Source organism: Microbacterium sp. M1A1_1b, from assembly GCF_053345565.1.
Map to the genome: position 1 here is coordinate 739,468 of NZ_JBKFAJ010000001.1, position 22,498 is coordinate 761,965.

Genomic DNA, 22,498 nt, shown 5'->3' on the forward strand with positions numbered 1-22,498 from the left:
CAGGAGGTTTCGTCGGTCGTGTGGATGGATCGGTCTGGAGGCCCGGGGCGCGTCCGCCTGGTCGCGCCCGTCCCCGGGATGGTCGTCAATTCTCTCCGAGCAGCCTGGACAGGTACCGCGCGACCGCGCGGACCGCGGCCATGTTCGACCCGTAGTCCATGCGGGTCGGCCCGAGGACGCCCAGCCGGGCGACCTCGCCGCCGGCCGCGACGTACCCGCCGGCGACGATGCTGGTGGCATCGAGCCCGTACTCGGCGTTCTCGACGCCGATCCGTGCCGTGACGGCGGCGTCGTCGAGCTGCATCTCCCCGAACAACCGGAGCAGGGTCACCTGTTCCTCGATCGCTTCGAGCACGGGGAACAGCCCGCCGGAGAAGTCCGACTCGCTCTTGGCCAGGTTGGCAGCGCCCGCCATCAGCAGGCGGTCCTGCCGGTTGGCCGCGACCTGCTCGATGAGCGTCGCCACGACGACCCCGGCCAGGGTCTGCGACTCGGGGCGGATCTGCGCGGGGACCGCTCGGAGTGCCGCGGGGACGTCGTGCAGCAACAGCCCGACGGACGCACCGTTGAGCACGGCGCGCAGTTCGCCCAGGGCCGGTTCGTCGAGGCCGACGTCGGTCTCGAGCACGCGCTGCTCGACGCGGGCGGTGTCGGTGATCAGGACGACCATGAGCCGGGTGTCGCCGAGGCGGACGAGTTCGACGTGCTGGACCCGTGCGCGCGCCATCGACGGGTACTGCACCAGGGCGACCTGGTTGGTCAGCTGGCTGAGCAGCCGCACCGTGCGGCTCAGGACGTCGTCGAGGTCGTTCGACGCGCCCAGGAAGGTCTCGATGGCCTGACGCTGCGCGCTCGACAGGGGCCGGGCAGCGGCCAGGTGGTCGACGAACAGCCGGTAGCCCTTGTCCGTGGGGACCCGCCCGGACGACGTGTGCGGCGCGATGATGAGCTGTTCGTCCTCGAGCAGGGCCATGTCGTTGCGGATCGTCGCCGCGCTGACCCCGAACGCGTGACGCTCGACGATGGTCTTCGAGCCGACGGGCTCGCGCGAGGCGACGTAGTCACGCACGATGGCCTTGAGGACCTCGAGGGAACGTTCACTGACCATCGGGATCCTTCCTGTCGGACTGGCGGTGCACGGGCTCTGGCACTCGGACGTGTCGAGTGCTGATCCTACGCCCGGGCACCGACGTCCCCACACTCCAGCGCACCGGTGTCGATACGCTGTCGGCCATGAGCTACGGACAGCCGCCGAACGGACCCCAGGGCTACGGACAGCAGCCCGGCGGGGGGCAGTACCAGCCGCCGCAACCGATGACCCCGGAAGACCAGCGCCTCTGGGCGACGCTGACGCACATCGGCGGCATCTTCTTCAGCTTCGTCGCGCCGCTCGTGGCGTACCTCGTGCTGCGTGACCGGGGACAGTTCGTCCGCGAGCACACGCGCGTCGCGCTGAACTTCTACATCACGATGGCGATCGCCGACGCGATCGGTGCGATCACGAGCTGGCTGGGGATCGGCGTGCTGATCATCCTGGCCGTGCGCGTGGTCACGATCGTGTTCGGGATCATCGCCGCGGTCGCCGCCAACCAGGGCCGGCACTACCGCTACCCGCTGGCGATCGAGTTCGTCAAGCAGTGAGCCCGGCCCGCCGCTAGTCGAGCAGCTCGCGCACCACCGCGTCGGCGAGCAGCCGGCCCCGCAGGGTGAGTTCGAGCCGGCCGGGGGCACCCGGCCGGCCGAGCGCACTGCGGCCGTCCACGAGTCCCCGTGCGATGAGGCCCGCGACCCGGCCACGCGCCTGCGGGCGGAGGTCGTCGGTCGTCAGCTCACCGCGGACCCGCGCGGCGAGGAGCACGCGCTCGACGTAGCGTGTCTCGTCGTCGATGCTCTCGCGTCCCGCCGCCGGTGACGCGTCGGCGAGCACCCGGGCGGCGTACGCGGCCGGGTGCTTGACGTTCCACCAGCGGGTGCCCGCCACGCTGGAGTGGGCGCCCGGGCCGATGCCCCACCAGTCGTGGCCCTTCCAGTAGGACAGGTTGTGGCGGCTGGCGTGCGCGTCGCCGCGCGCCCAGTTGGAGACCTCGTACCAGCCGTAGCCAGCGTCCCCCAGGACCTGGTCGGCCAACTCGTACATGTCGGCGGCCAGGTCGTCATCCGGTGCCGGCAGGTCACCGCGCGCGACGGCACGCCCCATCGCGGTGCCGTCCTCGACGATGAGCGAGTACGCCGACACGTGATCAGGGGCGCAGGCGATCGCCGCGTCGAGCGAGGTTCGCCAGTCGTCCAGGGACTCCCCCGGCGTCGAGTAGATCAGGTCGAGCGAGACGTCGAGCCCCAGCTGCTTCGCGAGGTCGACGACGATCGGCACGCGCTCCGGGTCGTGGGTGCGGTCGAGGGTGGCGAGCACGTGCGGCACCGCCGACTGCATGCCGAAGCTCATCCGGTTGAACCCGCCGGCACGCAGGGTCTCGAGTGCTGACGCGTCGACCGAGTCGGGGTTCGCCTCGGTCGTGACCTCTGCCCCCGGCAGGATCCCCCACGTGTCGTCGATCGCCCGGAGGATCATCGCCAGGTCGCTCGCCGGCAGCATCGTCGGGGTGCCGCCCCCGAAGAAGACGGTCGACACCGGCCGCCGGGGCACACCGGATCGGTCGAGCACCGACGCCGCCCACGCGATCTCGCGCACGGCGTGCCCGGCGTAGTCGTCACGGCGCACCCCGCGCAGCTCGGAGGCCGTGTAGGTGTTGAAGTCGCAGTACCCGCAGCGCACCCGGCAGAAGGGCACGTGCACGTAGACGCCGAACGGCACGTCCCCCGCTTCGGGCCGCGGCACCAGGAGTCCGTCCGCGGGTGCCGGATCAGCGATCGGGAGAGCACTCGGCATGGAGACCATTCTCCGCCATGATGGAGCCATGGAGCACCACCCCGTCCCGACCACGGTGCTGTGGGACATCGACGGCACCCTCGTCCGCAACGCGACGTCGCCGGGCAACCTCTACCACCAGGCGCTCGAGCGTGCGACCGGCGCCGACCTCCCCCAGCTCGTCGGCCACCAGCACGGCCGCACCGACGCCGGCATCATCGCCGAGCACGTCCGCGCGCACGACCTGGGCGACGACGTGATCCCGCTGGTCAGCCGGCACCTGCGCGACCTGTCCGAGGAACGGCACCGCTCGGGTGAGCACCGCGTGGCTGCTCCCGGTGCCGCCGCACTCGTCGCACGCTTCGCCACCCTGGGGTGGCGCAACGGCCTGCTGACGGGCAACTCGGCCTACCGTGCGCGCGTGAAGCTCTCCGGCGCCGGGTTCGACGTCGACGCCTTCGACTGGGAGCACTCGTACTTCGGTGACGAAGAAGTGGAGCGTGCGGGCGTCACCGCGCTGGCCGCCGCGGACCTGGTGGGCACCCGTGCCGTGATCGTCGGCGACACCCCGCGGGACGGCAACGCCGCCGATGCCGCGGGGATCCCGTTCCTGGCCGTCGCGACCGGGGTCTACGACGTCGATGCCCTGCGGCACACGAACGCCGTCGCGATCGCACGCGACTGCGTCGCCGACGCCGCACTGATCGAGGACGCGATCGCGGCGCTGCCGCCGCTGCGCTGACCTAGTCCCCGCGCAGCGCCCCGAGGTACTGCTCGGCCATGACCCGCTGCTGCCGACGCAACAGCGGTGCGACGAACCGCCACTTCGCGCTGGCCGGCCGCGAGAACTGCCGGATCTGCAGCCACACCGAGCCGTCCGCGGTGCGCTCGACGACGAAGGACTCCTCGCCCGACAGCGGGTGGCCCTCGAGCGTGCCGTAGGCGAAGCCCTTGCGGTCGGCCTCGTCGATGATCGACACGACCCGGACCGGCGCATGGACCGTCTGGCCGAACGCGTGCATCGTCAGCACCGCGCTGGTCCCCGCGGTGACGAGCGGGGTGCCGTCCGCGGCGAACTGCTCGACCCGGGGTGCGCCGATCGAGGCCGGCTTGATCGGCACGCCCTGCTCGTCGAACGTGACCGGGTTGTAGCGGACCTCGTCGTCGTCCGGGGCCTGGTCGACCCGGACGCCGATGCCGCTGCGCTCCTGGATCTGCCACGTGAGCGTCTGCGTGACGGCGGTCTCGAACCGCTGGTCGCCGTGGCCGATCCGCGCGCGGGACTCGGCCGGCGTGAAGCCCTCGGGCGGGTAGGTCATCAGGTCGGGTGCCTGGGTCGCACCGACGGCGCCGTACGTCAGTGCGGTCAGGTAGCCGCCGCGGTTGCTCACTTCTTCTTCTCCTCGACGTCGCCCGACAGTGCCGCGATGAAGGCCTCTTGCGGGACCTCGACCCGGCCGATCGTCTTCATGCGCTTCTTGCCCTCCTTCTGCTTCTCGAGGAGCTTGCGCTTGCGGGTGATGTCACCGCCGTAGCACTTCGCCAGGACGTCCTTGCGCATCGCCCGGATGCTCTCGCGGGCGATGATCCGGGCACCGATCGCGGCCTGGATCGGCACCTCGAACTGCTGCCGCGGGATGAGCTTGCGCAGTCGCTCGGTCATCAGCGTGCCGTAGGCGTACGCCTTGTCGCGGTGCACGATCGCGCTGAACGCGTCGACCTGGTCGCCCTGCAGCAGGATGTCGACCTTGACCAGGTCGGCCGCCTGGTCGCCGACGGGTTCGTAGTCCAGGCTGGCGTAGCCCTGCGTCTTGCTCTTGAGCTGGTCGAAGAAGTCGAACACGATCTCGCCGAGCGGCATCTGGTAGCGGATCTCGACGCGGTCCTCGCCCAGGTACTCCATCCCGAGCAGGGACCCACGCCGCTGCTGGCACAGCTCCATGATCGCGCCGACGTAGTCCTTCGGCGCCAGGACGGCGGCGCGGACCATGGGCTCGCGGACCTCGATGATGCGGCCGGTCGGGAACTCGGACGGGTTCGTGACCTCGGTGACGGTGTTGTCCTCGTTCGTGACCTCGTAGACCACGCTGGGCGCCGTCGTGATGAGGTCGAGGCCGAACTCGCGGGACAGGCGTTCGGTGATGATCTCGAGGTGCAGCAGGCCGAGGAAGCCGCAGCGGAACCCGAACCCGAGCGCGACGCTGGTCTCCGGTTCGTAGACGAGCGCGGCGTCGGACAGCTTGAGCTTGTCGAGCGCTTCGCGCAGGTCCGGGTAGTCGGAGCCGTCGATCGGGTACAGGCCCGAGAACACCATCGGCTTCGGGTCCGTGTAGCCGGGCAGGGCCTGTGTCGCGGGTCGCTGGGCACTCGTGACGGTGTCGCCGACCTTGGACTGCCGGACGTCCTTCACACCGGTGATCAGGTACCCGACCTCGCCGACGGACAGGCCCTTCGTGGACTTCGGCTCGGGGCTCGACACCCCGATCTCGAGGATCTCGTGCGTCGACTTGGTGGACATCATCTGGACCTTCTCGCGCGGGGCGATCGAGCCGTCGATCATGCGGACGTAGGTCACGACGCCGCGGTAGCTGTCGTAGACGGAGTCGAAGATCATCGCGCGCGGGGCCGCGGCAGCGTCGCCGACGGGGGCCGGCACGGTGCGCACCACACGGTCGAGCAGCTCGGGCACGCCGACACCGGTCTTGCCCGACACCCGCAGGACGTCCTCGGGCTTGCCCCCGATCAGCTGCGCGAGCTCGGCCGCGTACTTGTCCGGCTCGGCGGCCGGCAGGTCGATCTTGTTCAGGACCGGGATGATCTCGAGGTCGTTCTCGAGCGCCAGGTACAGGTTGGCGAGCGTCTGGGCCTCGATGCCCTGTGCGGCGTCGACGAGCAGGATCGCGCCCTCGCACGCAGCGAGCGACCGCGACACCTCGTACGAGAAGTCCACGTGCCCCGGCGTGTCGATCATGTTCAGCGCGAAGGTCTCGCCGTCGAGCTCCCACGGCATACGGACGGCCTGCGACTTGATCGTGATGCCGCGCTCGCGCTCGATGTCCATCCGGTCGAGGTACTGCGCGCGCATCGCCCGGTCCTCGACGATGCCGGTGATCGACAGCATGCGGTCGGCCAGCGTCGACTTGCCGTGGTCGATGTGCGCGATGATGCAGAAGTTGCGGATCGCCGCGGCCGGAGTCGCGGCGGGCTCGAGCGGGGTGGCTGCTTGTGGGCTCACGGTTCCTCGTCGGTGGGTGCTGCTGGGTGGCGCGCCCGTGGGCAGGACGGCTGACGTCGATTGTCCCATGCCCCGGACCAGGACCGGACGGGAGGCGCGGTGCGGCCTGGCACCGCGCCTCCCGTCCGCCTGTCCCGACGCCGTCCTGCACCGCTCACGGTCGCGCGTCCGCGCGCCGGGTGCCGGCGGCGACGACGCGGATCACATGGTCTCGCCGGAGAACTGGAAGTCCACGTCGAAGGTGCCCGGCGAGGCGCTGTGCCGGACAGTCAGCGGCGCGGTCCACCGCAGCTGTCCTCCGGCCGGCAGGTGCACGCTTGTCCCCGTGCCCAGGACGGTGCCGCGCACCGACGTGCCTCCGGGACCGAGGACGACCGTGGCGGAGAGCGCCGGTGCAGTGGTCCACGGGTCGTCCGGACCGGCGCGGTACGCACCGACGAGCGAGCGCGTGCCCACCGCGAAGCTCGTGCCCTGGGGTGCTGTCGCTTGGAACACGGCCTGCCGCAGGCCGTCGATCGGTGCCGTGGTCGTCATCCCGAACGACACGTCCACCGTGTCGCCGATCCGGACCGTCGCCGGGGTGCCGTCACCGACGGGTGCGATCCCGCCGTTGACGGGCGGCGTCACCGTGCCGTCGCCGGTCAGGAACGACGTGTCGACCGTGCCGATCGGGTACCCACTGCCGTCGTCGCCCTCGAGCACGTCGTCGTTGCCGCCGCGGTTCCCCGTCCCGATGTGGAACCCGGTCAGCACGTTCTGCAGCGCCAGGCCGCCGTCGTGGGCAACCCACCGCCAGTCCTGCACTGCCGAGCCGTTGCACGGCGCGACGGAGAAGACCAGCCCGTACCCGGTCAGACACGCCGTCGGTGCGCTCGCGACGGAGAGCGGTCCGACGCTGTCCAGGGCCGGTGTGGTCCACGCCGGCCCCCGGGCAGCGGCGGCAGCCGCCGACGTGCCGGCGAGGGCGCGACCGGCGTACCCGTTCTCGACCGCGGCGGCGAACCACTGCAGCTGCCCGGTGGAGTTCGAGGGCACCGTCGAGAACACGAGCGGTCCGGTCAGGCGCGCTGCCGTCGGCGGTGCGTCCGTCGGGGCGACGTTCGACGGGGCGGTGTCCGACGGGGCGGTGTCCGACGGGGCCGTGTCCGACGGAGTCGCGAGCGCGGGCTCCGCGCTCGGCGTGAGGGCGACAGCAGCGGCGATGGCGGCGGGGAGGACCACGGCGGTCGTCGCCGCGACGGAGACCGCGCGGAGCAAGCGGCGCACGGAGATGTTCCTGTCGTTCGGCACCGTGGTCAGTCCGTCTGCCCGGAGATCGTGAAGGCCAGGTCGTACGTGCCCGGTGTCGCGCTGTTCCGGACGGTCAGCGGAACGGTCCACCGGATCTGGCCGCCGGCGGGCAGGTGCACGCTGCTCGTGGCCGGGACGGTCCCGACGAGCGAGGTCCCCCCGGCCGCCAGGCGCACGGTGGCGGACAGCGCCCCGGACGTCACCCACGGGGCGTCCGGGGCGGTGCGCCACGCACCGACGATCGTGCGGGTCCCCACCACGAACCCGGCACCGGCGGGTGGCTTCGCGGTGATCCCGATGTCCTGCAGCGCGTCGATCGGTGCCGTGGCCGTCATCCCGAACGACACGTCCACGGTGTCGCCGATCCGGACGGTCGCCGGGGTGCCGTCGCCGACCGGCGCGATCCCGCCGTTGACGGGCGCCGTCACCGTGCCGTCGCCGGTCAGGAACGACGTGTCGACCGTGCCGATCGGGTAGTGCGTGCCGTCGTCGCCCTCCAGGACGTCGTCGTTGCCGCCGCGGTTGCCCGTGCCGAGGTGGTGGCCGGTCTGCACGTTCTGCAGTGCCAGGCCGCCGTCGTGGGCCACCCATCGCCAGTCCTGCATCGCCGAGCCGTCGCACGACTCGACCTGGAAGTAGCCGGTGAGGCACGAGGTCGGTGCACTCGTGACGGAGAGCGGCCCGACGCCGTCGAGCCCCGGGGTCGTCCACGCCGGGCCTCGGGCTGCGGCGGCGGCGGCACTCGTGGCGGCGAGCGCGCTGCCGTGGTACCCGTTCTCGACCGCGGCGGCGAACCACTGCAGCTGCCCGGTCGTGTTCGACGGCACGGTCGAGAACACGAGCGGCCCGGTCAGGCGCGCCGCCGTCGGATCGGCCCTCGACGGATCGGTGTTCGTCGGGGCGGTCGTCGTCGGTGCGTTCTTCGTCGGGACGGCCTTCGTCAGGACGGCGTCGGACGGGGCCGCAGGGGCGGGCACCGCGTTCGGAGTGAGGGCGACAGCAGCGGCGACCGCGGCAGGGACGACCACGACGGCGGTCGCTGCGATCGAGACCGCGCGCAGCAGCCTGCGCGGGGATGGGAGGTGGAGCACGTGATGGTCCTGTCGTTCGGTGGGGCCGGGTCAGTTCGTGGTGCCGGGTCAGTTCGTGGTGCCGGGTCAGTTCGTGGTGCCGGCGATGGTGAAGGTCAGATCGGACGTCCCCGGGGTCGCGGTCGCCGACGCCGTCAGCGGCACCCGCCATCGCAGGTCGGCTCCCTCGGGGAGCTGCACCGCGGCAGTCGGCTCGGCGATCGTGCCGGTGAACGTCCGCCCGTCCGCCGACACCGACCCGGCCGCCCGGAGTGCGGCCTGCGTGGCCCACGCGTCGGACGACGCCGGTCGGAGCGCGCCGTCGAGCGCGGTGAGCGCCGGGTCGAACGTCGTGCCGACGGGCGCCTGCACCGTGATCGTCGTGGCGTGCAACGCCGTGATCGCCGACGTCGTGCGCATGCCGACGAAGACGTCGGTGGTGCCGCCCGGGGCGACGGACGCCGGGGTGCCCTGTCCGAGCGCGTCGATGCCGCCGTTCGCGGGCGGGGTGACGGCACCGCCGCCGTCGGGCGTCAGGCGCGACAGGTCGTACAGGCCGGCGAACCCGACGCGGGGGAACCCCTGCAGGTAGTCGGAGTACGTGGCGTCCAGCGCCCCGGTCGACAGGTACCTCCCGGTGGCGGGGTTCTGCAGGGTGGTCCCGCCCGGGATCGTCGTCCACGCGAATTGCTGCTCGGGTGAGCCGTCACAGCGGAGCACGTGGTAGACGACGCCGTACGTGTCGTCCGTCAGACAGCCGTCGTCGGACGTGCGGATGAGCGGTCCGGTTCCCCCGACCACCGGCGTGGTCCACTCGTCCCCCTGCGGGAGTGCAGACGCAGTCGTCGCGAACTCCGCGAACGCCGATCCCTGCTCCTCCCCCTTGGCGACGAACCAGTTGGTGCCGTCGGCGTTCGAGAAGACGAGTTCACCGCGCAGCCGGTCGTCCGCGGGCTGTGCGTCGGTCGCCGGGGCCGCCGGGCTCGCCGGTGTCGCGGTCGCCGGGTCGGCTGTGCTCGCCTGCTTGGCGAGCACAGCGGACGCGAGCGTGGCCGCGACGACGGTCGCGGTCACGAGTCGGTGTGGGGATGGGCGGAAGGGCATGGTTGTCCCGTCGTGCGTCGATGTGGTCGGTGTGTGCTGAGGGTCGGATGCGGATGCGGGTGCGGGTCGTGGTCGGTGCCTGTCGGGCACTCGCCCCGTCAGTCCGTGGTGCCGCTGATGGTGAAGCGCATGTCGACGGTGCCCGCGGGCGTGCTCGCGCCGGCGACGAGCGGGGCGCTCCACCGCAGCTCGGTGCCCTTCGACAGCCGCAGCTGCGTCCCGGTGTCGCTGATCGTGCCCTGGAACGTGGTGCCGTCGGCCGAGAGCGATCCCGACACGGTCAGCGCCGGCTCGGCCGTCCACGGGGCCGCGGCGTCCGACCGGACGGAACCGGCGAGGCTGGCAGTGCCCGGCCGGAACGACAGTCCAGCGGGTGCCGTGACCGTGACGCTCGACCGGTGCAGCACGCCGACGGCCGCGGTGGTGGTCATGCCGAACGCGACGTCCACCGGTTCCCCGGGCGCGACGGTCGCGGGGACGCCGATGCCGACCGGGTCGATCCCGCCGTCCGTGGGCGCTGTGCCACCAGACAGACGGGTCGTGTCGATCGCGCCGGCGTAGTAGGCACCGATCGATCCCTGCAGGGAGTCGTCGTACCCGTTCGAGGCGGTCCCGAGGAACGTTCCGGTGTCGACGTTCCGCAGTCCGCGTCCGTTCGGCACGGTGTCCCACGAGTACCGCTGTGCGTCGCTGCCGTCGCACGCGACCAGGATCATGGCCGGGTCGTGCATCTGCAGGCAGCGGCCCGGGTCCTCCGCCGGTGAGATCACACCGGTGGCACCCTCGGCGGGGACGGTCCAGGTGCTGCCGGTGGGCAGACCCGCTTCCGTTGGCGACCAGAGGGCCTCCACGAACCCCTGGCCCTCTCGTGTGTCGCCGGCGATGAACCAACCGCCGCCACCGCCCTCGAACAGCGTCTCGAACGCGAGCTCCCCGGTCAGCCGGTCGTCGGCTCGCGGGGCCGCGGGCGTCCCCTGGGACGGCAGCGCCTGCACCGAGACGATCGCCGCGGACACGAGCGTGACGGCAGCTGCGGTCAGGGCGATCCCGGAACGGGACCGGCGTGTGCGGTCGGCGCTCATCGGTTCGCCCCTGCGAGCGTGAACTCCAGGTCGTCGGTACCGGCGGCCGCCCCGGCGTCGGCCGTGACGTCGATCGTCCAGCGCAGCTCGGCGCCCGCGGGCAGCCGGACCGGGCTGCCCGTGTCGGCGATCGTCCCGGTGAACGTCCGCCCGTCCGCGGCGACGGAGCCGTCGACCCGCAGTCCGGGGTCGAACGTCCAGCCGTCGGTCGCGGCGGCGCGAGTCACGCCGTCGATGCTCGTCAGGTCCCGCGCGAACGTGGTGCCGGTCGGCGCGTGCACGGTCACGGTCGTCGCGGGCAGGGCGGCCACGGGCGCGGTCGTCCGGGCGCCGAAGTGCACCGCTGCCGAGTCCCCCGCGGCCACCGTGGCCGGTGCGCCCTGTCCTGCCGGGTCGAATCCACCGTTCGCCGGCGGAGTCGTCGCGCCCGCCGACCGCAGGAACGACGTGTCGACCACGCCGACGGGGATCGTCGAGCCGTCGTCGCCCTCGAGCAGGCCGTCGCCCGAGGTGCTGCTCGTCCCGACGTGAAAGCCCGTGTCGACGTTCTGCAGCGCGGTCCCGCCGGGCACGTCCACCCACGTCCACTGTTGCGGCGGCGTGGTGTCGCACGGGTGCACGGTGAGGACCTGGCCGTGCCCCGACAGGCACGACCCGGGGTCGTCGACGGGCGTGAGCGTCCCCGTCCCACCGAGAGCGGGCGTCGTCCACTCCGCTCCACTGCCAGCGGCGTCGATGGCGCTCGAGCCGGCGTTCGCCAGGCCGAGGCCCTGGTCGACCGCCGCCGCGAACCACAGCGTCCGGCCGGCCGGCGCGGTCGAGAAGACGATCGGGCCCACCAGCCGGTCGTCAGCGCGAGCCGAGGCCGCGGCCGACCGGGCGTCGGGTGTCGCGTCGGCGACGGCCGGTCCGGCGACGGCCGACGCGGCGACCGCGCTCGACAGCAGCAGTGCGGCGACGACGGTCGCGGCCGTCGTGGGGCGAGGCGGGCGGATGAAGGGGGTCATGCGGCAGGTCCAGTCGTGCGGGGGCAACGGAGCCGTCCCGACGCGTGACCACATCCGGACGAACACTTCGTATTCTACATATTGGGTAGCCGACCCGTGACACCGACGACACGACCCGTGCGCGTTGTCCCGCTCCCGCCGTCCTGGTAGTGTTGCTTGCTGGCTTGCGCGTTCCCCGCCCACGGGTGGAACGCGAGACGACCAAGGGCCCCTCTACCCAGCGGTCGCATTCACCCGTACGAGACGAAGCAGGAGCACCACATGGCGAACATCAAGTCGCAGATGAAGCGCATCAAGACCAACCTGAAGGCCCAGGAGCGCAACAAGGCCTACAAGTCCGAGCTCAAGACGCTCATCCGTCACACCAACGAAGCCGTCACCGCTGGCGACAAGGAGAAGGCTGCTGCCGCTCTGGTCACCGCGACGAAGAAGCTCGACAAGGCCGTCAGCAAGGGCGTCCTCCACAAGAACCAGGCAGCGAACCGCAAGTCGGCCATCGCGAAGAAGGTCGCGTCGCTCTGACGCACCGATCCCCTCGGAAGCCCCGCACCCTTCGGTGCGGGGCTTCCGTCGTTTCCGGGGCCCGTCTGGTTCTGCCGCTTCCGGACGGAGGCGCGACCCGCCTCAGCGCGCCTCGCCGCGTCGGGCGATGGTCCGGACCATGACCTCGAGTGCGTAGTGGGCGTCGCGCGACCCGCCCTTCACGGCGGTGTCGGCCTCGGCGATGCTGATGATCGCGTTCGCGAGCCCTGACTCGCTCCACCCGGCGACGTCGCGCTGTGCACGCTGCACCTGCCACGGCGCCATCCCGAGGGCGGCGGCGGCCTGCCCGCTGGAGCCTCGGAACGCACTGACCTTGGCCATCGTGCGGATCTTGCTGGCGAACGCGGCCACGATCGGTACCGGGGCCTCTCCGGTCGCGAGCGCATGCCGCAGTTCCACGATCGCGGGCGCGGACCGCCCAGCGAGGGCGATGTCGGCGACCTTGAACGCGTTCGTCTCGACCCGGCCGCCGTAGTACTTGTCGACGACCTTGTCCGTGATCTCCTGTGCTTCGTCCGCCAGGAGCTGCCGGCACGCGGCTGCCAGCTCGGCGAGGTCGTCCGCGAAGGCGGCGACCAGGGTCCGCACGGCCGACGGCGCGATCGCACGACGGGCAGCACGGAACTCGGCGTTGACGAAGTCGATGCGGTCGGTCTCGCGCTTGAGCTCGTCGCACTGCACCTCGATGCCGCCCCCGACACCGCCGCGAATCGTGTCGAGCAGCTTCTTGCCGCGCACGCCACCGCCGTGCCGGAGCACGAGGGTGACGTCGTCTGCGGGGGCGCCGAGGTACGAGATCGTCTCGGTGATGAACGCGTCGGTGCACTTCTCGACGTTGGTGACCCGCACCATCCGCGGTTCGCCGAACAACGACGGGCTGGCAAGGGTCGCCAGCAGGCCCGGCGCGTACTGGTCGGCTTCGAGGTCGTGGACCTCGAGCGCGGGGTCTTCGCCGACGAGCAGGTCGCGCAGCATGCCGGTGGCGCGCTCGGCCAGGAAGGTCTCGGGGCCGGTGACCAGCACGACGGGCGCGGGACGGATGCCCGACCACGGGACTTGATCGATCTTCGCGGCGGCGCGCGCGGGCTTCTTGGCGGGCATGCGTTCCTTCCGGTGGTGCGGGACCGAGTCTACGGGCCGCCGCCGACGAGGGCTGCCCTGCGGGGTCGGACGGCCGGTCGTCGTGCCGCTCGGTCCAGACCTGGGGTCCGTCGGGGCCGCGGCGAACGACGATCGTGCCCTGCAGGTCGGTGCGGAACGGGGTCGTCCCCGCGGCCGCCAGCATCGCGAGGGCGCGTGCCGTCGGATGCCCGTAGGTGTTGTCCGCACCGACACCGATCAGGCCGACCGGGGCCGCAAGCTGCCGGTACAGTGCCGGGTCCTGGTCCGCGGACCCGTGGTGCGACACCTTGACCACGTCGACGCTCCCCGGCTCCGTCGTGCCCAGGAGCCGCCGCTGTGCCCGCTCGTCCAGGTCGCCGAGCAGCGTCGTGGACAGGCACGCGTCGCACCCGGTGGCACCGGACGTCGTGACGACGATGCTCGCGGCGTTCCCGCTGTCCGTGTCGCCGGCCGGCGGCCAGACGACCCGCCACGCGAGGGTGCCGAGCATGCCCGCGGTCTGGTCGTCGGCGCGCCGAACGTCCACCCCCGCACGCACCAGGTCGTCCACGACGGCCTGGTCTGCGGGACGACCGGTCGGGCCGACCAGGGCGACGTCGGACTGCGCGGCGACCTCGGCCACGGCGTCGACGTGGTCGCGGTCGAAGTGCGTCAGGACCAGCAGGTCGACGTGGTCGATGCCCAGCAGGTCGAGGCAGCTGCGCAGACGGTCCGGGTCGTCGCCCACGTCCACGAGCGCCGTCGCTGCTCCGTTGCGCAGCAGGGTGGCGTCGCCCTGCCCCACGTCGCATGCCGCCACGCTCCAGTCCGCCGGCAGCGATGCCCGCACGACGATCGTCGGCACCACCGTCGACGCGACCCCGACCACCACGACGACCCCCGCCACCAGCAGCACCCGCACGCGCACCACGGCGCGGACCAGGACGGCGACGACGACCGCCGCGCTGACCACGACGGCCGCCCCCACCCCCACGATCCCGACCGGCCAGGGGACGGACGCCGCCGGGAGCGCGGCGGCAGCGTGGGCGAGCACCCCGATCGCCGCGGCCGGCGCCCAGGCGACCGCTGCGAGCACCGATGCACCCCCGGCCCAGACAGGCGCGAGCAGGCAGGCGGCGAGACCGAGCACGGTGACCACCGGCGCCAGTGGCTCGGCGAGCAGGTTGGCCGGGACCGCGTAGGTCGGCAGCGCGGCCGACAGCGGGATCGTGAGCGGCCAGCAGGCGACCTGCGCGGCGATCGGCACGGACACGGCCGTGGCGATCGGGGGCCAGCACCACCGACTGACGATCGCGGTCAGCGGCGGAGCCACGACGACGATGCCGGCGGTCGCCAGCACGGAGAGCCCGAAGGCGAACGAGCGCGCCGTCCACGGGTCGACCACGAGCATGCCGAGCGCGGCCAGGCTGATCAGCGGCAGGCCGCGCACCGGGCGTCCGACCAGGTGGACGACGAGCACGACGACGGCCATCACGGTCGCGCGCAGGATCGAGGGATCCGGTCGCACCAGCACCACGAACCCGAGCAGCACCGCGACGGCACCGGCGGCTCGTGGGACCCGTCCGAGTCCGACAGCCCGACCGAGCAGGACCACCAGGGCGACGACGACCGCGCAGTTCGACCCGGAGACCGCCGTCAGGTGTGTGAGCGCGCTGGTCTCCATCGCGGCACGGGTGTCCGGGTCGAGGCCGCTCCGGTCACCGATCGCGAGTCCCCGCAGCAGCGCACCGCCGGGCTGCGGCAGGTGCGCGGTCACGGCGGCGAAGGCCGCCCGGACGTCGTTCGTCGCGCCGAGGAACCCCGTGGCGTCCGTCACGGCGGGCGTCCCGCGCAGGAACACCACGAACGCCGTCGCAGATCCGGGGTCGTCGGGTTCGACCGCGGCCGACCCCGTCACTGTCGCGCCCGCACCGACGGTCCGGTGCCGTTCCGTGTCGAGCGGCGGGACGACCCGCACCGGCACGTCGAGGTGGGTCGTGTCCGCGAGCGCGTGCAGCGTGCCGAGGACCGAACGGTCGGGTGCGGCCAGGTCGCGGTCGAGGACGACCTGCACCGGGACGCTCCCGGCCAGTCCGTGGTGCAGGACGGCGGGACTGCGACGGACGTCACCGACGGCCACCGCGACCCCGACCAGGGCGACGAGCAGTCCTGTCACGCCCGCCAGCGCCGCGACCGCCCGCAGACGACCCGGCCCGGACCGTCCGGACGCCAGCAGCACCGCGCCGACCACCGCACTGGACAGGACGACCCACCACGCGGTGTGCGGGAGCCCGACCAGCACCGCAGCCACGACCCACGCGGTGGCGACCGGCCCGGCGATCCGCAGGTCGGTCACGCCCGCTGCGACGATCACACGCGCACCAGTGCTTGCAGCTCGGCGAAGCGGACGTCGCCGATGCCGCTCACCTCGAGCAGGTCCTGCGGCGACGAGAACCCGCCGTGCGCGTCGCGCCAGGCCAGGATCCGCTGCGCCAGTGCGGGACCGATGCCGGGCAGGGTCTCGAGCGCTGCCTGGTCCGCGGTGTTCAGGTCGACGACGGTGGTCGCGGTGTCGCCGCCCTCACCACCCGGCGAGGGAGCACCGCCACCCCCGTCACCGTCGAGCGCGGCCGGGATCTCGGTCTCCCCGACACGCGGGACGTACAGGCGCTCACCGTCCACGAGCGCCCGCGCCAGGTTCAGCCGGGCCAGGTCGGCGTCCGGCTCGGCTCCGCCGGCGGCGTCGAGCGCGTCGGCGACCCGGCTGCCGCTCGGCAGGGACACGAGTCCGGATCGAGCGACGGCACCGAGCACGTGCACGACGACCGGCGTGGCCGAGGCGGACGCCGCGCCCGACGGCGGGCCGGACGTGCCGCCGACGCCGCCGCCGCTGCCGCTGCCGCCACCGGACGGCGAGACCCCCGCATGTGAGGAACCGGATGGACCGGGCGACACCGGGGCAGCCCCCGAGACCGATACCGTGCCGCCGCCACCGCTCCCCCGCGCGCCGACCACGATGACCACCAGAGCGACCACGACGACGACCGCCGACAGCACGATCGCGGCGCGCGGGCTGAGCGTGAACCGGGACATGCCGGAACGCTACGGAGCCCGGCCGTCCGACCGGGCTCCGTGGCATGCGGCTGTGGAGTGGCGTCGACCGCCCCGGGGATGTGGAGGAGGCGCTACCCCTTGATGGCGATGTTCACGAGCTTCGGCGCCCGGACGATCACCTTCACGACCTCGCGGTCACCGATGTACCGCTGCACGTTGGCCGAGGCCCGCGCGAGCTGCTCGAGCTCGTCGGCCTCGATCGACTTCGACACCTCGAACGAGTCACGCACCTTGCCGTTGACCTGCACGACCGCGGTCAGGGTCTCCTGCACGAGCAGCGTCGGGTCGGCCTTGCGCCACCCGTACGTCGCGACGGTCGTGTCGTACCCGAGCTGCTCCCACATCTCTTCGCCGGTGTACGGCGCGAAGACGCTCAGCCCGAGCGCGATGGTCTCGGTCGCCTCGCGCACCGCGGGGTCACCGGCGCCGGGACCGCTGTCGATCGCCTTGCGGGTCACGTTCACCAGGTCCATCAGCCGCGCGATCACGACGTTGAACTTGAACGACTCCATCATCCCGGGGGCGTCGGCCAGGAACCGGTGCGTGACCTGGCGCAGCCCACGGTCGCCATCCGCCCACACGGCGTCGGGCGTCGAGGTGACGTCGGTCGCCAGGCGGTAGGCCCGGGCGAGGAAGCGCGCCGAGGCGGCCGGCGAGACGTCCTCCCAGTTGATGTCGTCCTCGGGCGGACCGGCGAAGCCCATCACCAGTCGGATCGCGTCGACGCCGTGCGCGTCGAGCTCGTCACCGAGCGAGACACCACCCTTGGACTTCGACATCTTCGAGCCGCCCGACAGCACCATGCCCTGGTTGAGCAGGGCCGAGAACGGCTCGGTGAAGTCGAGGTAGCCCAGGTCGAACAGCACCTTCGTGACGAACCGCGCGTACAGCAGGTGCAGGATCGCGTGCTCGACCCCGCCGATGTACTGGTCGACGGGTGCCCACTTGTTCACCAGCGCCGGGTCGAAGGCCCGGGTGTCGTCGTTCGCGGACAGGAAGCGCAGGAAGTACCACGACGAGTCCACGAAGGTGTCCATCGTGTCGGCGTCGCGCTTGGCGGGCGTGCCGTCGACCGGGTTCGGGACGTTCACCCAGTCCGTGGCGCCACCGAGCGGCGACGTGCCCTTCGGCTTCAGGTCGAGCCCCTCGGTGGAGGGCAGCACGACGGGCAGCTGGTCCTCGGGCACCGGGTACTCGGTGCCGTCCTCGCCGTGGATGATCGGGATGGGCGTGCCCCAGAAGCGCTGGCGCGAGATGAGCCAGTCGCGCAGGCGGTACGTCTTGGCGGCACGACCGGTGCCGCGCTCGTCGAGCAGGGCGATCGCTGCGGTGATGGCGTGCTGCTTCGACATGCCGTCGAGCGGCCCGGAGTTGATCATCCGGCCCTGGCCGGTCAGCGCCTGGCCGGTCGACGCGGGATCGAGCGTCGGCAGGTCGAAGTCGTCGAGCGTCGCGCCCTCGGGGATCACCGGGATCGCACCGGTCACCGGCTGGTTGGTGTCGACCACGACCCGCACGGGCAGGTCGAACGCCCGGGCGAAGTCCAGGTCGCGCTGGTCGTGCGCGGGCACGGCCATCACCGCTCCGTGGCCGTAGTCGGCCAGCACGTAGTCGGCGGCCCAGATCGGCAGCCGTTCGCCGGTGAGCGGGTGGATCGCGAAGCGACCGGTCGGCACGCCGGTCTTCGGGCGGTCGGCGTTCTGCCGGTCGATCTCGGAGGTCTTCTGCGTCGCCACCAGGTACGACTCGAATCCCGCGCGGGTCTCCTCGGGGACCGACGGGTCGGCGATCAGTTCGGCGGCCAGGTCAGAGTCCGGCGCGACGACCAGGAACGTCACGCCGTGGATGGTGTCCGGCCGCGTCGTGAAGACCGTGACCGGCTCGTCGCGGCCCTCGATGACGAAGTCGACGTCGGCCCCGACGGACCGGCCGATCCAGTTGCGCTGCATCGCGATGACCTTGGACGGCCACCGCCCCTCGAGCTGGTTGAGGTCGTCGAGCAGGCGGTCGGCGTACTGCGTGATGCCGAAGTACCACTGCGTCAGCTTCTTCTTGACGACGACGGCGCCGGAGCGGTCCGAGGTGCCGTCGGGCAGCACCTGCTCGTTCGCCAGCACGGTCTGGTCCACCGGGTCCCAGTTCACCCAGCTGTCCTTGCGGTAGGCCAGGCCCTTCTCGTACATCTTCAGGAACAGCCACTGGTTCCACTTGTAGTACTCGGGGTCCGAGGTGTGGATCTCGGTCGACCAGTCGAACGACGGCGCGTACCGCTTGAACGAGGCCTTCTGTTGCTCGATGTTGGCGTACGTCCACGCCTTGGGGTCGACGCCGCGCTTGATCGCCGCGTTCTCGGCGGGCAGCCCGAACGAGTCCCAGCCGATCGGGTGCAGCACGTTGAAGCCCTGCTGCCGCCAGTAGCGCGCCACGAAGTCACCGAGCGCCCAGTTCTCGGCGTGGCCCATGTGCAGGTCGCCGGACGGGTACGGGAACATCTCGAGGATGTACTTCCGGGGTCGGCGGTCGTCGTGGTCGGTGGTGAAGAGGCCGAGCTCTTCCCAGCGGCCCTGCCACTTGTCCTGGATACGACGGAAGTCGTAGGCGGTCGGGTCCTCGACGTGCTGCTCGATGGTCACGGAACTCTCAATCGGTCTGGAGGCGCGGTGCACGCCGTCGGGGACGGGCGCCGGTCACCCAGATTACAAGGCACGAGCGACGGTCGCGGACGCGCCCGGCTCACGTGACGAGGCGGCCGTCCCGCATCCGGAGCGTCCGGGTCACCAGGTCCGCCGGGACGGGCACGTGTGAGACGACGAGGACGCTCCGACCGGCGCCCCGAGCGGTGGTCACCAGGTCGCGCAGCACACGGTCGCCGAGGTCGGGATCGACGTCGGCCGTCGGTTCGTCGAGCACCAGCACCGGGAACGCGTGCAGCAGCGCCCGCGCCAGGGCGAGCCGGTGCGCCTGTCCGCCGGACACCAGCCCACCGCGCTCCCCCACGCTCGCGTCCAGGCCGCCCCGAGCCCGGACCCAGGCGGCGAGGCCCACCCGGTCAAGCACCGCGAGCAGGTCGTCGTCCGTGGCGGTGTCCCGCGCGAACAGCAGGTTCTGCCGGATCGACTGGTCGAACACGAACGGGTCCTGCTCGATCAGCCCGATCCGCGCGCGGACGGCGTCGGGGTGCATCGCACGCGCCTCGACACCGTCGAGCGTGCAGCTGCCCCGGTGGTCGACGAACCGGACCAGGGCGTCGACCAGGGTGGACTTGCCGGCACCGCTCGGCCCTTCGAGCACGACGACCTCGCCCGGGTGCAGGTCGAACGACACGTCCTGCACGGCTGCTCGTTCCGCACCGGGCCAGCGCACCGTCATCCCCCGCACCGACAGGGTCACCGGCCCGTCGACCACCAGGTCGGCCGGGTCCGCGGGCTCGGCGGGCTCCTCGACCAGTCCGTCCGGCAGCTCGGACGGCACGACCTGGTCGACCCGTTCCGCTGCAGCCCGGACCCGTCGGAGCGTCAGCACCGCGAGCGGCACCGTGCCGACGACCTCGAACAACGCGAGCGGGACGAACACCGCCAGCGCCCAGAGCGGCCCGTCCAGGGCACCCGAGGCCACGTTCGGTGCCCCGACGGCCAGGATCCCGATCACGGCGCCGCCACCGACGAGCCCGACGAGCGCGCCCACGAGCGACTCCACCGTCGCGCGACGACGCACCGCGCGGGTGACCCGCCGGTCGAGCTCCTCGACGTGCCGCAGCCGTTCGTCGAGCGTGCCGTAGGCCGCGAACACGTCGAGCGTCCGCACGGTGTCGAGCACGAGATCGGCGACGCGGCCCCGGTCGGCGGCCGTCGCGCGGTCGCTCGACCGGGCGATCGACGCCGTCACGACCGAGCCCACCAGCGCCGCGACCAGCAGGGCGACGAGCAGCACGAGCGCTGCGGGCAGCGACACGAAGGCCACGGCGACGACGGACAGCACGGCGGTCGTGCCGGCCGACACCAGCGGCCCGACGACGCGGATCGGCAGGTCCTGCAGCCGGTCGGTGTCGGTGACCAGCCGGGTGACCAGGTCACCACGACCGGTCGTGCCGAGCCCGGCCGGCGCGACGGACGCCAGCCGGCGGTACATCTCGGTCCGGACGACGGCGAGCTGGCGGAAGGACGCGTCGTGCCCGGCGAGCCGGTCGACGTACCGCAGCGCGGCCCGTCCGAGTGCGAACGCGCGGACCCCGACCATCACGAGCGTCAGGTACAGGATCGGCGGGTGCTCCGCGGCGCGCGTGATGAGGTAGCCGCTGGCAGCCAGCAGCGCCACCGCGCACAGCGCACTGAGCACGCCGGCGGCGACCGCCTTCGCCCAACCGGACCCCGTCGGCATCGCGAGCCGCAGGACCGAGCCGGGCCGGGCCTCCTGTCCGGTGCTCATGCGCGCACCCGGAGCGACGACGTGGCGACCGAGCCGGACGCGTCGACGGTGACGTGGACGTCCGCTGCGGCGACGACCGCCGGTCGGTGGCTGACGACCACGACGACCGCACCCTGGTCGGCGAGTCGGCGGATCGAGCGGACGACCTCGGCCTCGGCGTCGGCATCGAGGGCCGACGTCGGCTCGTCGAGCAGCACGAGTCCGGTGCCGACGCGCTGGTGCCGGTACAGCGCTCGCGCCACGGCGACCCGCTGCGCCTGGCCGCCGGACAGGCCGGCACCGCCGGAACCGACCGGGAGGTCCGGGTCGAGTCCCAGCCCCAGCGCACCGAGTGCGGTCCGCACGTCTTCGGGCGCGGGGGTCGCGCTGAGCGCGACGTTCTCGGCGACGGTGCCGCGCACCAGACGCGGGCGCTGGTCGGCCCACGCGATCCGGTCCGCGCGGGTCGTGCCGGCCGACCCCGGCACCGTGACGACGCCGTCGTGCGGCAGGACCCCGCGGATCGCGGCGATCAGGCTCGACTTGCCCGAACCGCTCGGGCCGGTCAGCGCGACGACCGTGCCGCGGGGTGCCTCGAGGTCGACGGGGCCGATCAGGGTGTCGTCGCGGCGCACGGTGACCCCGCGCAGGACGAGGACGTCCGTCGCGGGTTCGTGCTCGGGCTGGGGCTCGGCAACCGGGGCGTCCGCGTCCGCAGCGTCGTCGAGGACGTCGAGCACGGCCCCCGCGGCCGCGACGCCGTCCTGCGCCGCGTGGAAGTCGGCGCCGACCTGCCGGATCGGGGCGAACGCCTCGGGCGCGAGCACCAGCACGAACATCGCCGCACCGAGCCCCATCGACCCGTCGACCAGCCGGATGCCGATCGTCACCGCGACCAGCGCGACCGACAGGCTGGCGGCGAGTTCGAGGGCGAAACCGCTGACGAACGACAGCCGCAGCAGGCCGATCGTGCCGCGGCGGTACTCGTCGGTGATGATGCCGATGCGGCCGACCTGTCGCCGGGCGCGGCCGAACACCTTGAGCGTCGCGAGCCCCTCGACCGCCTCGGTGAAGGCGCCGCCCAGTCGAGCGAGCGCGTCGGCCTGGCGTTGCTGCATCGACTGGGTGGCCATCCCGATCAGGGCCATGAACACCGGGATCACCGGCAGGGCACACAGCACGATGAGGCCGCTCGTCAGGTCCCCCACGCCGATCGCCACCAGCAGCAGGGGCGTGGCGACCGCGGTGAGCGCGAGTTGCGGCAGGTACCGGCCGAAGTAGGCGTCGAGCGCGTCGAGCCCCGGGCCGAGCGTCGTGGCGAACCCCGCGCTCGAGCGCTCCGCCAGCCACGCGGGCCCGCGCGCCGCCGCGCGGGCCAGCACCCGCGTGCGCAGTTCGCTCTTGACGGTGGCCGCGGCACGGGCCGCCAGGTCGTCGGTCGCCCACGCCGCGACCGCACGGACCACGAACGCGGCGCCGAGCAGCGCGAGCGTCGGGACGAACGCGGCCGGCACCACCCCGCCGTGCCGGACCACGTCGACCACCTCGGTCACCGCCGCAGCGATGCCCCAGGCGATCCCGACGGTCGCCACGGTGCGGAGCAGCCCCGTGGTAGCGGCGGCCAGGACGAAGCCCCGAGCGGACCGCGACAGACGCAGCAGACGCGAATCGAGCGGCTTCAT

At 72.5% G+C, this 22,498-nt stretch carries 17 protein-coding genes and 1 pseudogene; 3 read left to right on the plus strand and 15 right to left on the minus strand.

Annotated features, from left to right (window positions below; genetic code table 11):
* Window positions 1-85: 85 nt before the first annotated feature.
* Entirely contained in the window at window positions 86-1,108 is a 1,023-nt protein-coding gene (gene hrcA, locus ACLBWP_RS03710) for a heat-inducible transcriptional repressor HrcA (RefSeq protein ID WP_447654109.1), read from the minus strand.
* 125 nt (window positions 1,109-1,233) lie between these two features.
* Here hrcA and ACLBWP_RS03715 point away from each other — a divergent pair, with 125 nt between their 5' ends.
* A complete protein-coding gene (locus ACLBWP_RS03715) occupies window positions 1,234-1,641 on the plus strand; it encodes a DUF4870 domain-containing protein (protein ID WP_447654110.1) in 408 nt (135 codons plus the stop codon).
* A gap of 13 nt (window positions 1,642-1,654) precedes the next feature.
* Here the strand turns inward: ACLBWP_RS03715 and hemW are convergent, their stop codons facing one another.
* A complete protein-coding gene (gene hemW / locus ACLBWP_RS03720) occupies window positions 1,655-2,887 on the minus strand; it encodes a radical SAM family heme chaperone HemW (protein WP_243560592.1) in 1,233 nt (410 codons plus the stop codon).
* A 28-nt stretch (window positions 2,888-2,915) separates the two neighbouring features.
* On the opposite strand from hemW, the gene ACLBWP_RS03725 reads away from it, so the two are divergent.
* Window positions 2,916-3,608, plus strand: coding sequence for an HAD family hydrolase (locus tag ACLBWP_RS03725; protein WP_447654111.1), 693 nt, complete (start codon window positions 2,916-2,918; stop codon window positions 3,606-3,608).
* 1 nt (window position 3,609) lies between these two features.
* Here the strand turns inward: ACLBWP_RS03725 and ACLBWP_RS03730 are convergent, their stop codons facing one another.
* From ACLBWP_RS03730 to ACLBWP_RS03760, 7 genes are all read right to left on the minus strand, one after another.
* Complete coding sequence (locus ACLBWP_RS03730) at window positions 3,610-4,257, minus strand: DUF1990 family protein (RefSeq protein WP_243560596.1); 648 nt, start codon at window positions 4,255-4,257, stop codon at window positions 3,610-3,612.
* The gene (gene lepA, locus ACLBWP_RS03735) at window positions 4,254-6,101 is read right to left on the minus strand and encodes a translation elongation factor 4 (protein WP_447654112.1); all 1,848 of its coding nucleotides are present in this window, start codon (window positions 6,099-6,101) and stop codon (window positions 4,254-4,256) included. Before lepA ends, ACLBWP_RS03730 begins: the two co-directional genes overlap by 4 nt.
* A gap of 201 nt (window positions 6,102-6,302) precedes the next feature.
* Complete coding sequence (locus tag ACLBWP_RS03740; RefSeq protein ID WP_447654113.1) at window positions 6,303-7,367, minus strand: hypothetical protein; 1,065 nt, start codon at window positions 7,365-7,367, stop codon at window positions 6,303-6,305.
* Between the two features lie 29 nt (window positions 7,368-7,396).
* The gene (locus tag ACLBWP_RS03745; RefSeq protein WP_447654114.1) at window positions 7,397-8,482 is read right to left on the minus strand and encodes a hypothetical protein; all 1,086 of its coding nucleotides are present in this window, start codon (window positions 8,480-8,482) and stop codon (window positions 7,397-7,399) included.
* Between the two features lie 66 nt (window positions 8,483-8,548).
* A complete protein-coding gene (locus ACLBWP_RS03750) occupies window positions 8,549-9,565 on the minus strand; it encodes a hypothetical protein (RefSeq protein WP_447654115.1) in 1,017 nt (338 codons plus the stop codon).
* 98 nt (window positions 9,566-9,663) lie between these two features.
* Window positions 9,664-10,647 carry a hypothetical protein gene (locus ACLBWP_RS03755; protein ID WP_447654116.1) on the minus strand — a complete coding sequence of 328 codons (984 nt, stop codon included), beginning with the start codon at window positions 10,645-10,647 and terminating at the stop codon, window positions 9,664-9,666.
* On the minus strand, window positions 10,644-11,654 hold the full coding sequence (locus ACLBWP_RS03760; RefSeq protein WP_447654117.1) for a hypothetical protein: 1,011 nt from the start codon (window positions 11,652-11,654) through the stop codon (window positions 10,644-10,646). Before ACLBWP_RS03760 ends, ACLBWP_RS03755 begins: the two co-directional genes overlap by 4 nt.
* A gap of 261 nt (window positions 11,655-11,915) precedes the next feature.
* Here ACLBWP_RS03760 and rpsT point away from each other — a divergent pair, with 261 nt between their 5' ends.
* Window positions 11,916-12,176, plus strand: a complete 261-nt coding sequence (gene rpsT, locus ACLBWP_RS03765) for a 30S ribosomal protein S20 (RefSeq protein WP_243560609.1) — start codon at window positions 11,916-11,918, stop codon at window positions 12,174-12,176.
* Between the two features lie 102 nt (window positions 12,177-12,278).
* On the opposite strand, the gene holA is transcribed toward rpsT, so the two are convergent.
* The 6 genes and pseudogenes from holA to cydD all read right to left on the minus strand — a co-directional run bounded on the left by holA (window position 12,279) and on the right by cydD (window position 22,498).
* Window positions 12,279-13,298: a DNA polymerase III subunit delta gene (gene holA / locus ACLBWP_RS03770; protein ID WP_243560611.1), complete on the minus strand. Its 1,020-nt coding sequence runs from the start codon at window positions 13,296-13,298 to the stop codon at window positions 12,279-12,281.
* A gap of 658 nt (window positions 13,299-13,956) precedes the next feature.
* Window positions 13,957-14,982: pseudogene (locus ACLBWP_RS03775) on the minus strand (ComEC/Rec2 family competence protein); the annotation flags it as partial.
* Window positions 14,983-15,668: 686 nt separating this feature from the next.
* Window positions 15,669-16,391 (minus strand): ComEA family DNA-binding protein, encoded by a 723-nt coding sequence (locus ACLBWP_RS03780; RefSeq protein WP_447654118.1) that lies wholly within the window; start codon window positions 16,389-16,391, stop codon window positions 15,669-15,671.
* 92 nt (window positions 16,392-16,483) lie between these two features.
* Entirely contained in the window at window positions 16,484-19,045 is a 2,562-nt protein-coding gene (gene leuS, locus ACLBWP_RS03785) for a leucine--tRNA ligase (RefSeq protein ID WP_447654119.1), read from the minus strand.
* 100 nt (window positions 19,046-19,145) lie between these two features.
* Window positions 19,146-20,837 (minus strand): thiol reductant ABC exporter subunit CydC, encoded by a 1,692-nt coding sequence (gene cydC, locus ACLBWP_RS03790; RefSeq protein ID WP_447654120.1) that lies wholly within the window; start codon window positions 20,835-20,837, stop codon window positions 19,146-19,148.
* Complete coding sequence (gene cydD / locus ACLBWP_RS03795) at window positions 20,834-22,498, minus strand: thiol reductant ABC exporter subunit CydD (RefSeq protein ID WP_447654121.1); 1,665 nt, start codon at window positions 22,496-22,498, stop codon at window positions 20,834-20,836. The genes cydC and cydD overlap by 4 nt, the downstream gene beginning before the upstream one ends.

What these genes read in the sequence shown, in the direction of transcription:
- hrcA (WP_447654109.1), bottom strand. Translation starts at nt 1,108, where the DNA reads ATGGTCAGTGAACGTTCCCTCGAGGTCCTCAAGGCCATCGTGCGTGAC.
- ACLBWP_RS03715 (WP_447654110.1), top strand. Translation starts at nt 1,234, where the DNA reads ATGAGCTACGGACAGCCGCCGAACGGACCCCAGGGCTACGGACAGCAG.
- hemW (WP_243560592.1), bottom strand. Translation starts at nt 2,887, where the DNA reads ATGCCGAGTGCTCTCCCGATCGCTGATCCGGCACCCGCGGACGGACTC.
- ACLBWP_RS03725 (WP_447654111.1), top strand. Translation starts at nt 2,916, where the DNA reads ATGGAGCACCACCCCGTCCCGACCACGGTGCTGTGGGACATCGACGGC.
- ACLBWP_RS03750 (WP_447654115.1), bottom strand. Translation starts at nt 9,565, where the DNA reads ATGCCCTTCCGCCCATCCCCACACCGACTCGTGACCGCGACCGTCGTC.
- ACLBWP_RS03755 (WP_447654116.1), bottom strand. Translation starts at nt 10,647, where the DNA reads ATGAGCGCCGACCGCACACGCCGGTCCCGTTCCGGGATCGCCCTGACC.
- ACLBWP_RS03760 (WP_447654117.1), bottom strand. Translation starts at nt 11,654, where the DNA reads ATGACCCCCTTCATCCGCCCGCCTCGCCCCACGACGGCCGCGACCGTC.
- rpsT (WP_243560609.1), top strand. Translation starts at nt 11,916, where the DNA reads ATGGCGAACATCAAGTCGCAGATGAAGCGCATCAAGACCAACCTGAAG.
- holA (WP_243560611.1), bottom strand. Translation starts at nt 13,298, where the DNA reads ATGCCCGCCAAGAAGCCCGCGCGCGCCGCCGCGAAGATCGATCAAGTC.
- ACLBWP_RS03780 (WP_447654118.1), bottom strand. Translation starts at nt 16,391, where the DNA reads ATGTCCCGGTTCACGCTCAGCCCGCGCGCCGCGATCGTGCTGTCGGCG.
- cydC (WP_447654120.1), bottom strand. Translation starts at nt 20,837, where the DNA reads ATGAGCACCGGACAGGAGGCCCGGCCCGGCTCGGTCCTGCGGCTCGCG.
- cydD (WP_447654121.1), bottom strand. Translation starts at nt 22,498, where the DNA reads ATGAAGCCGCTCGATTCGCGTCTGCTGCGTCTGTCGCGGTCCGCTCGG.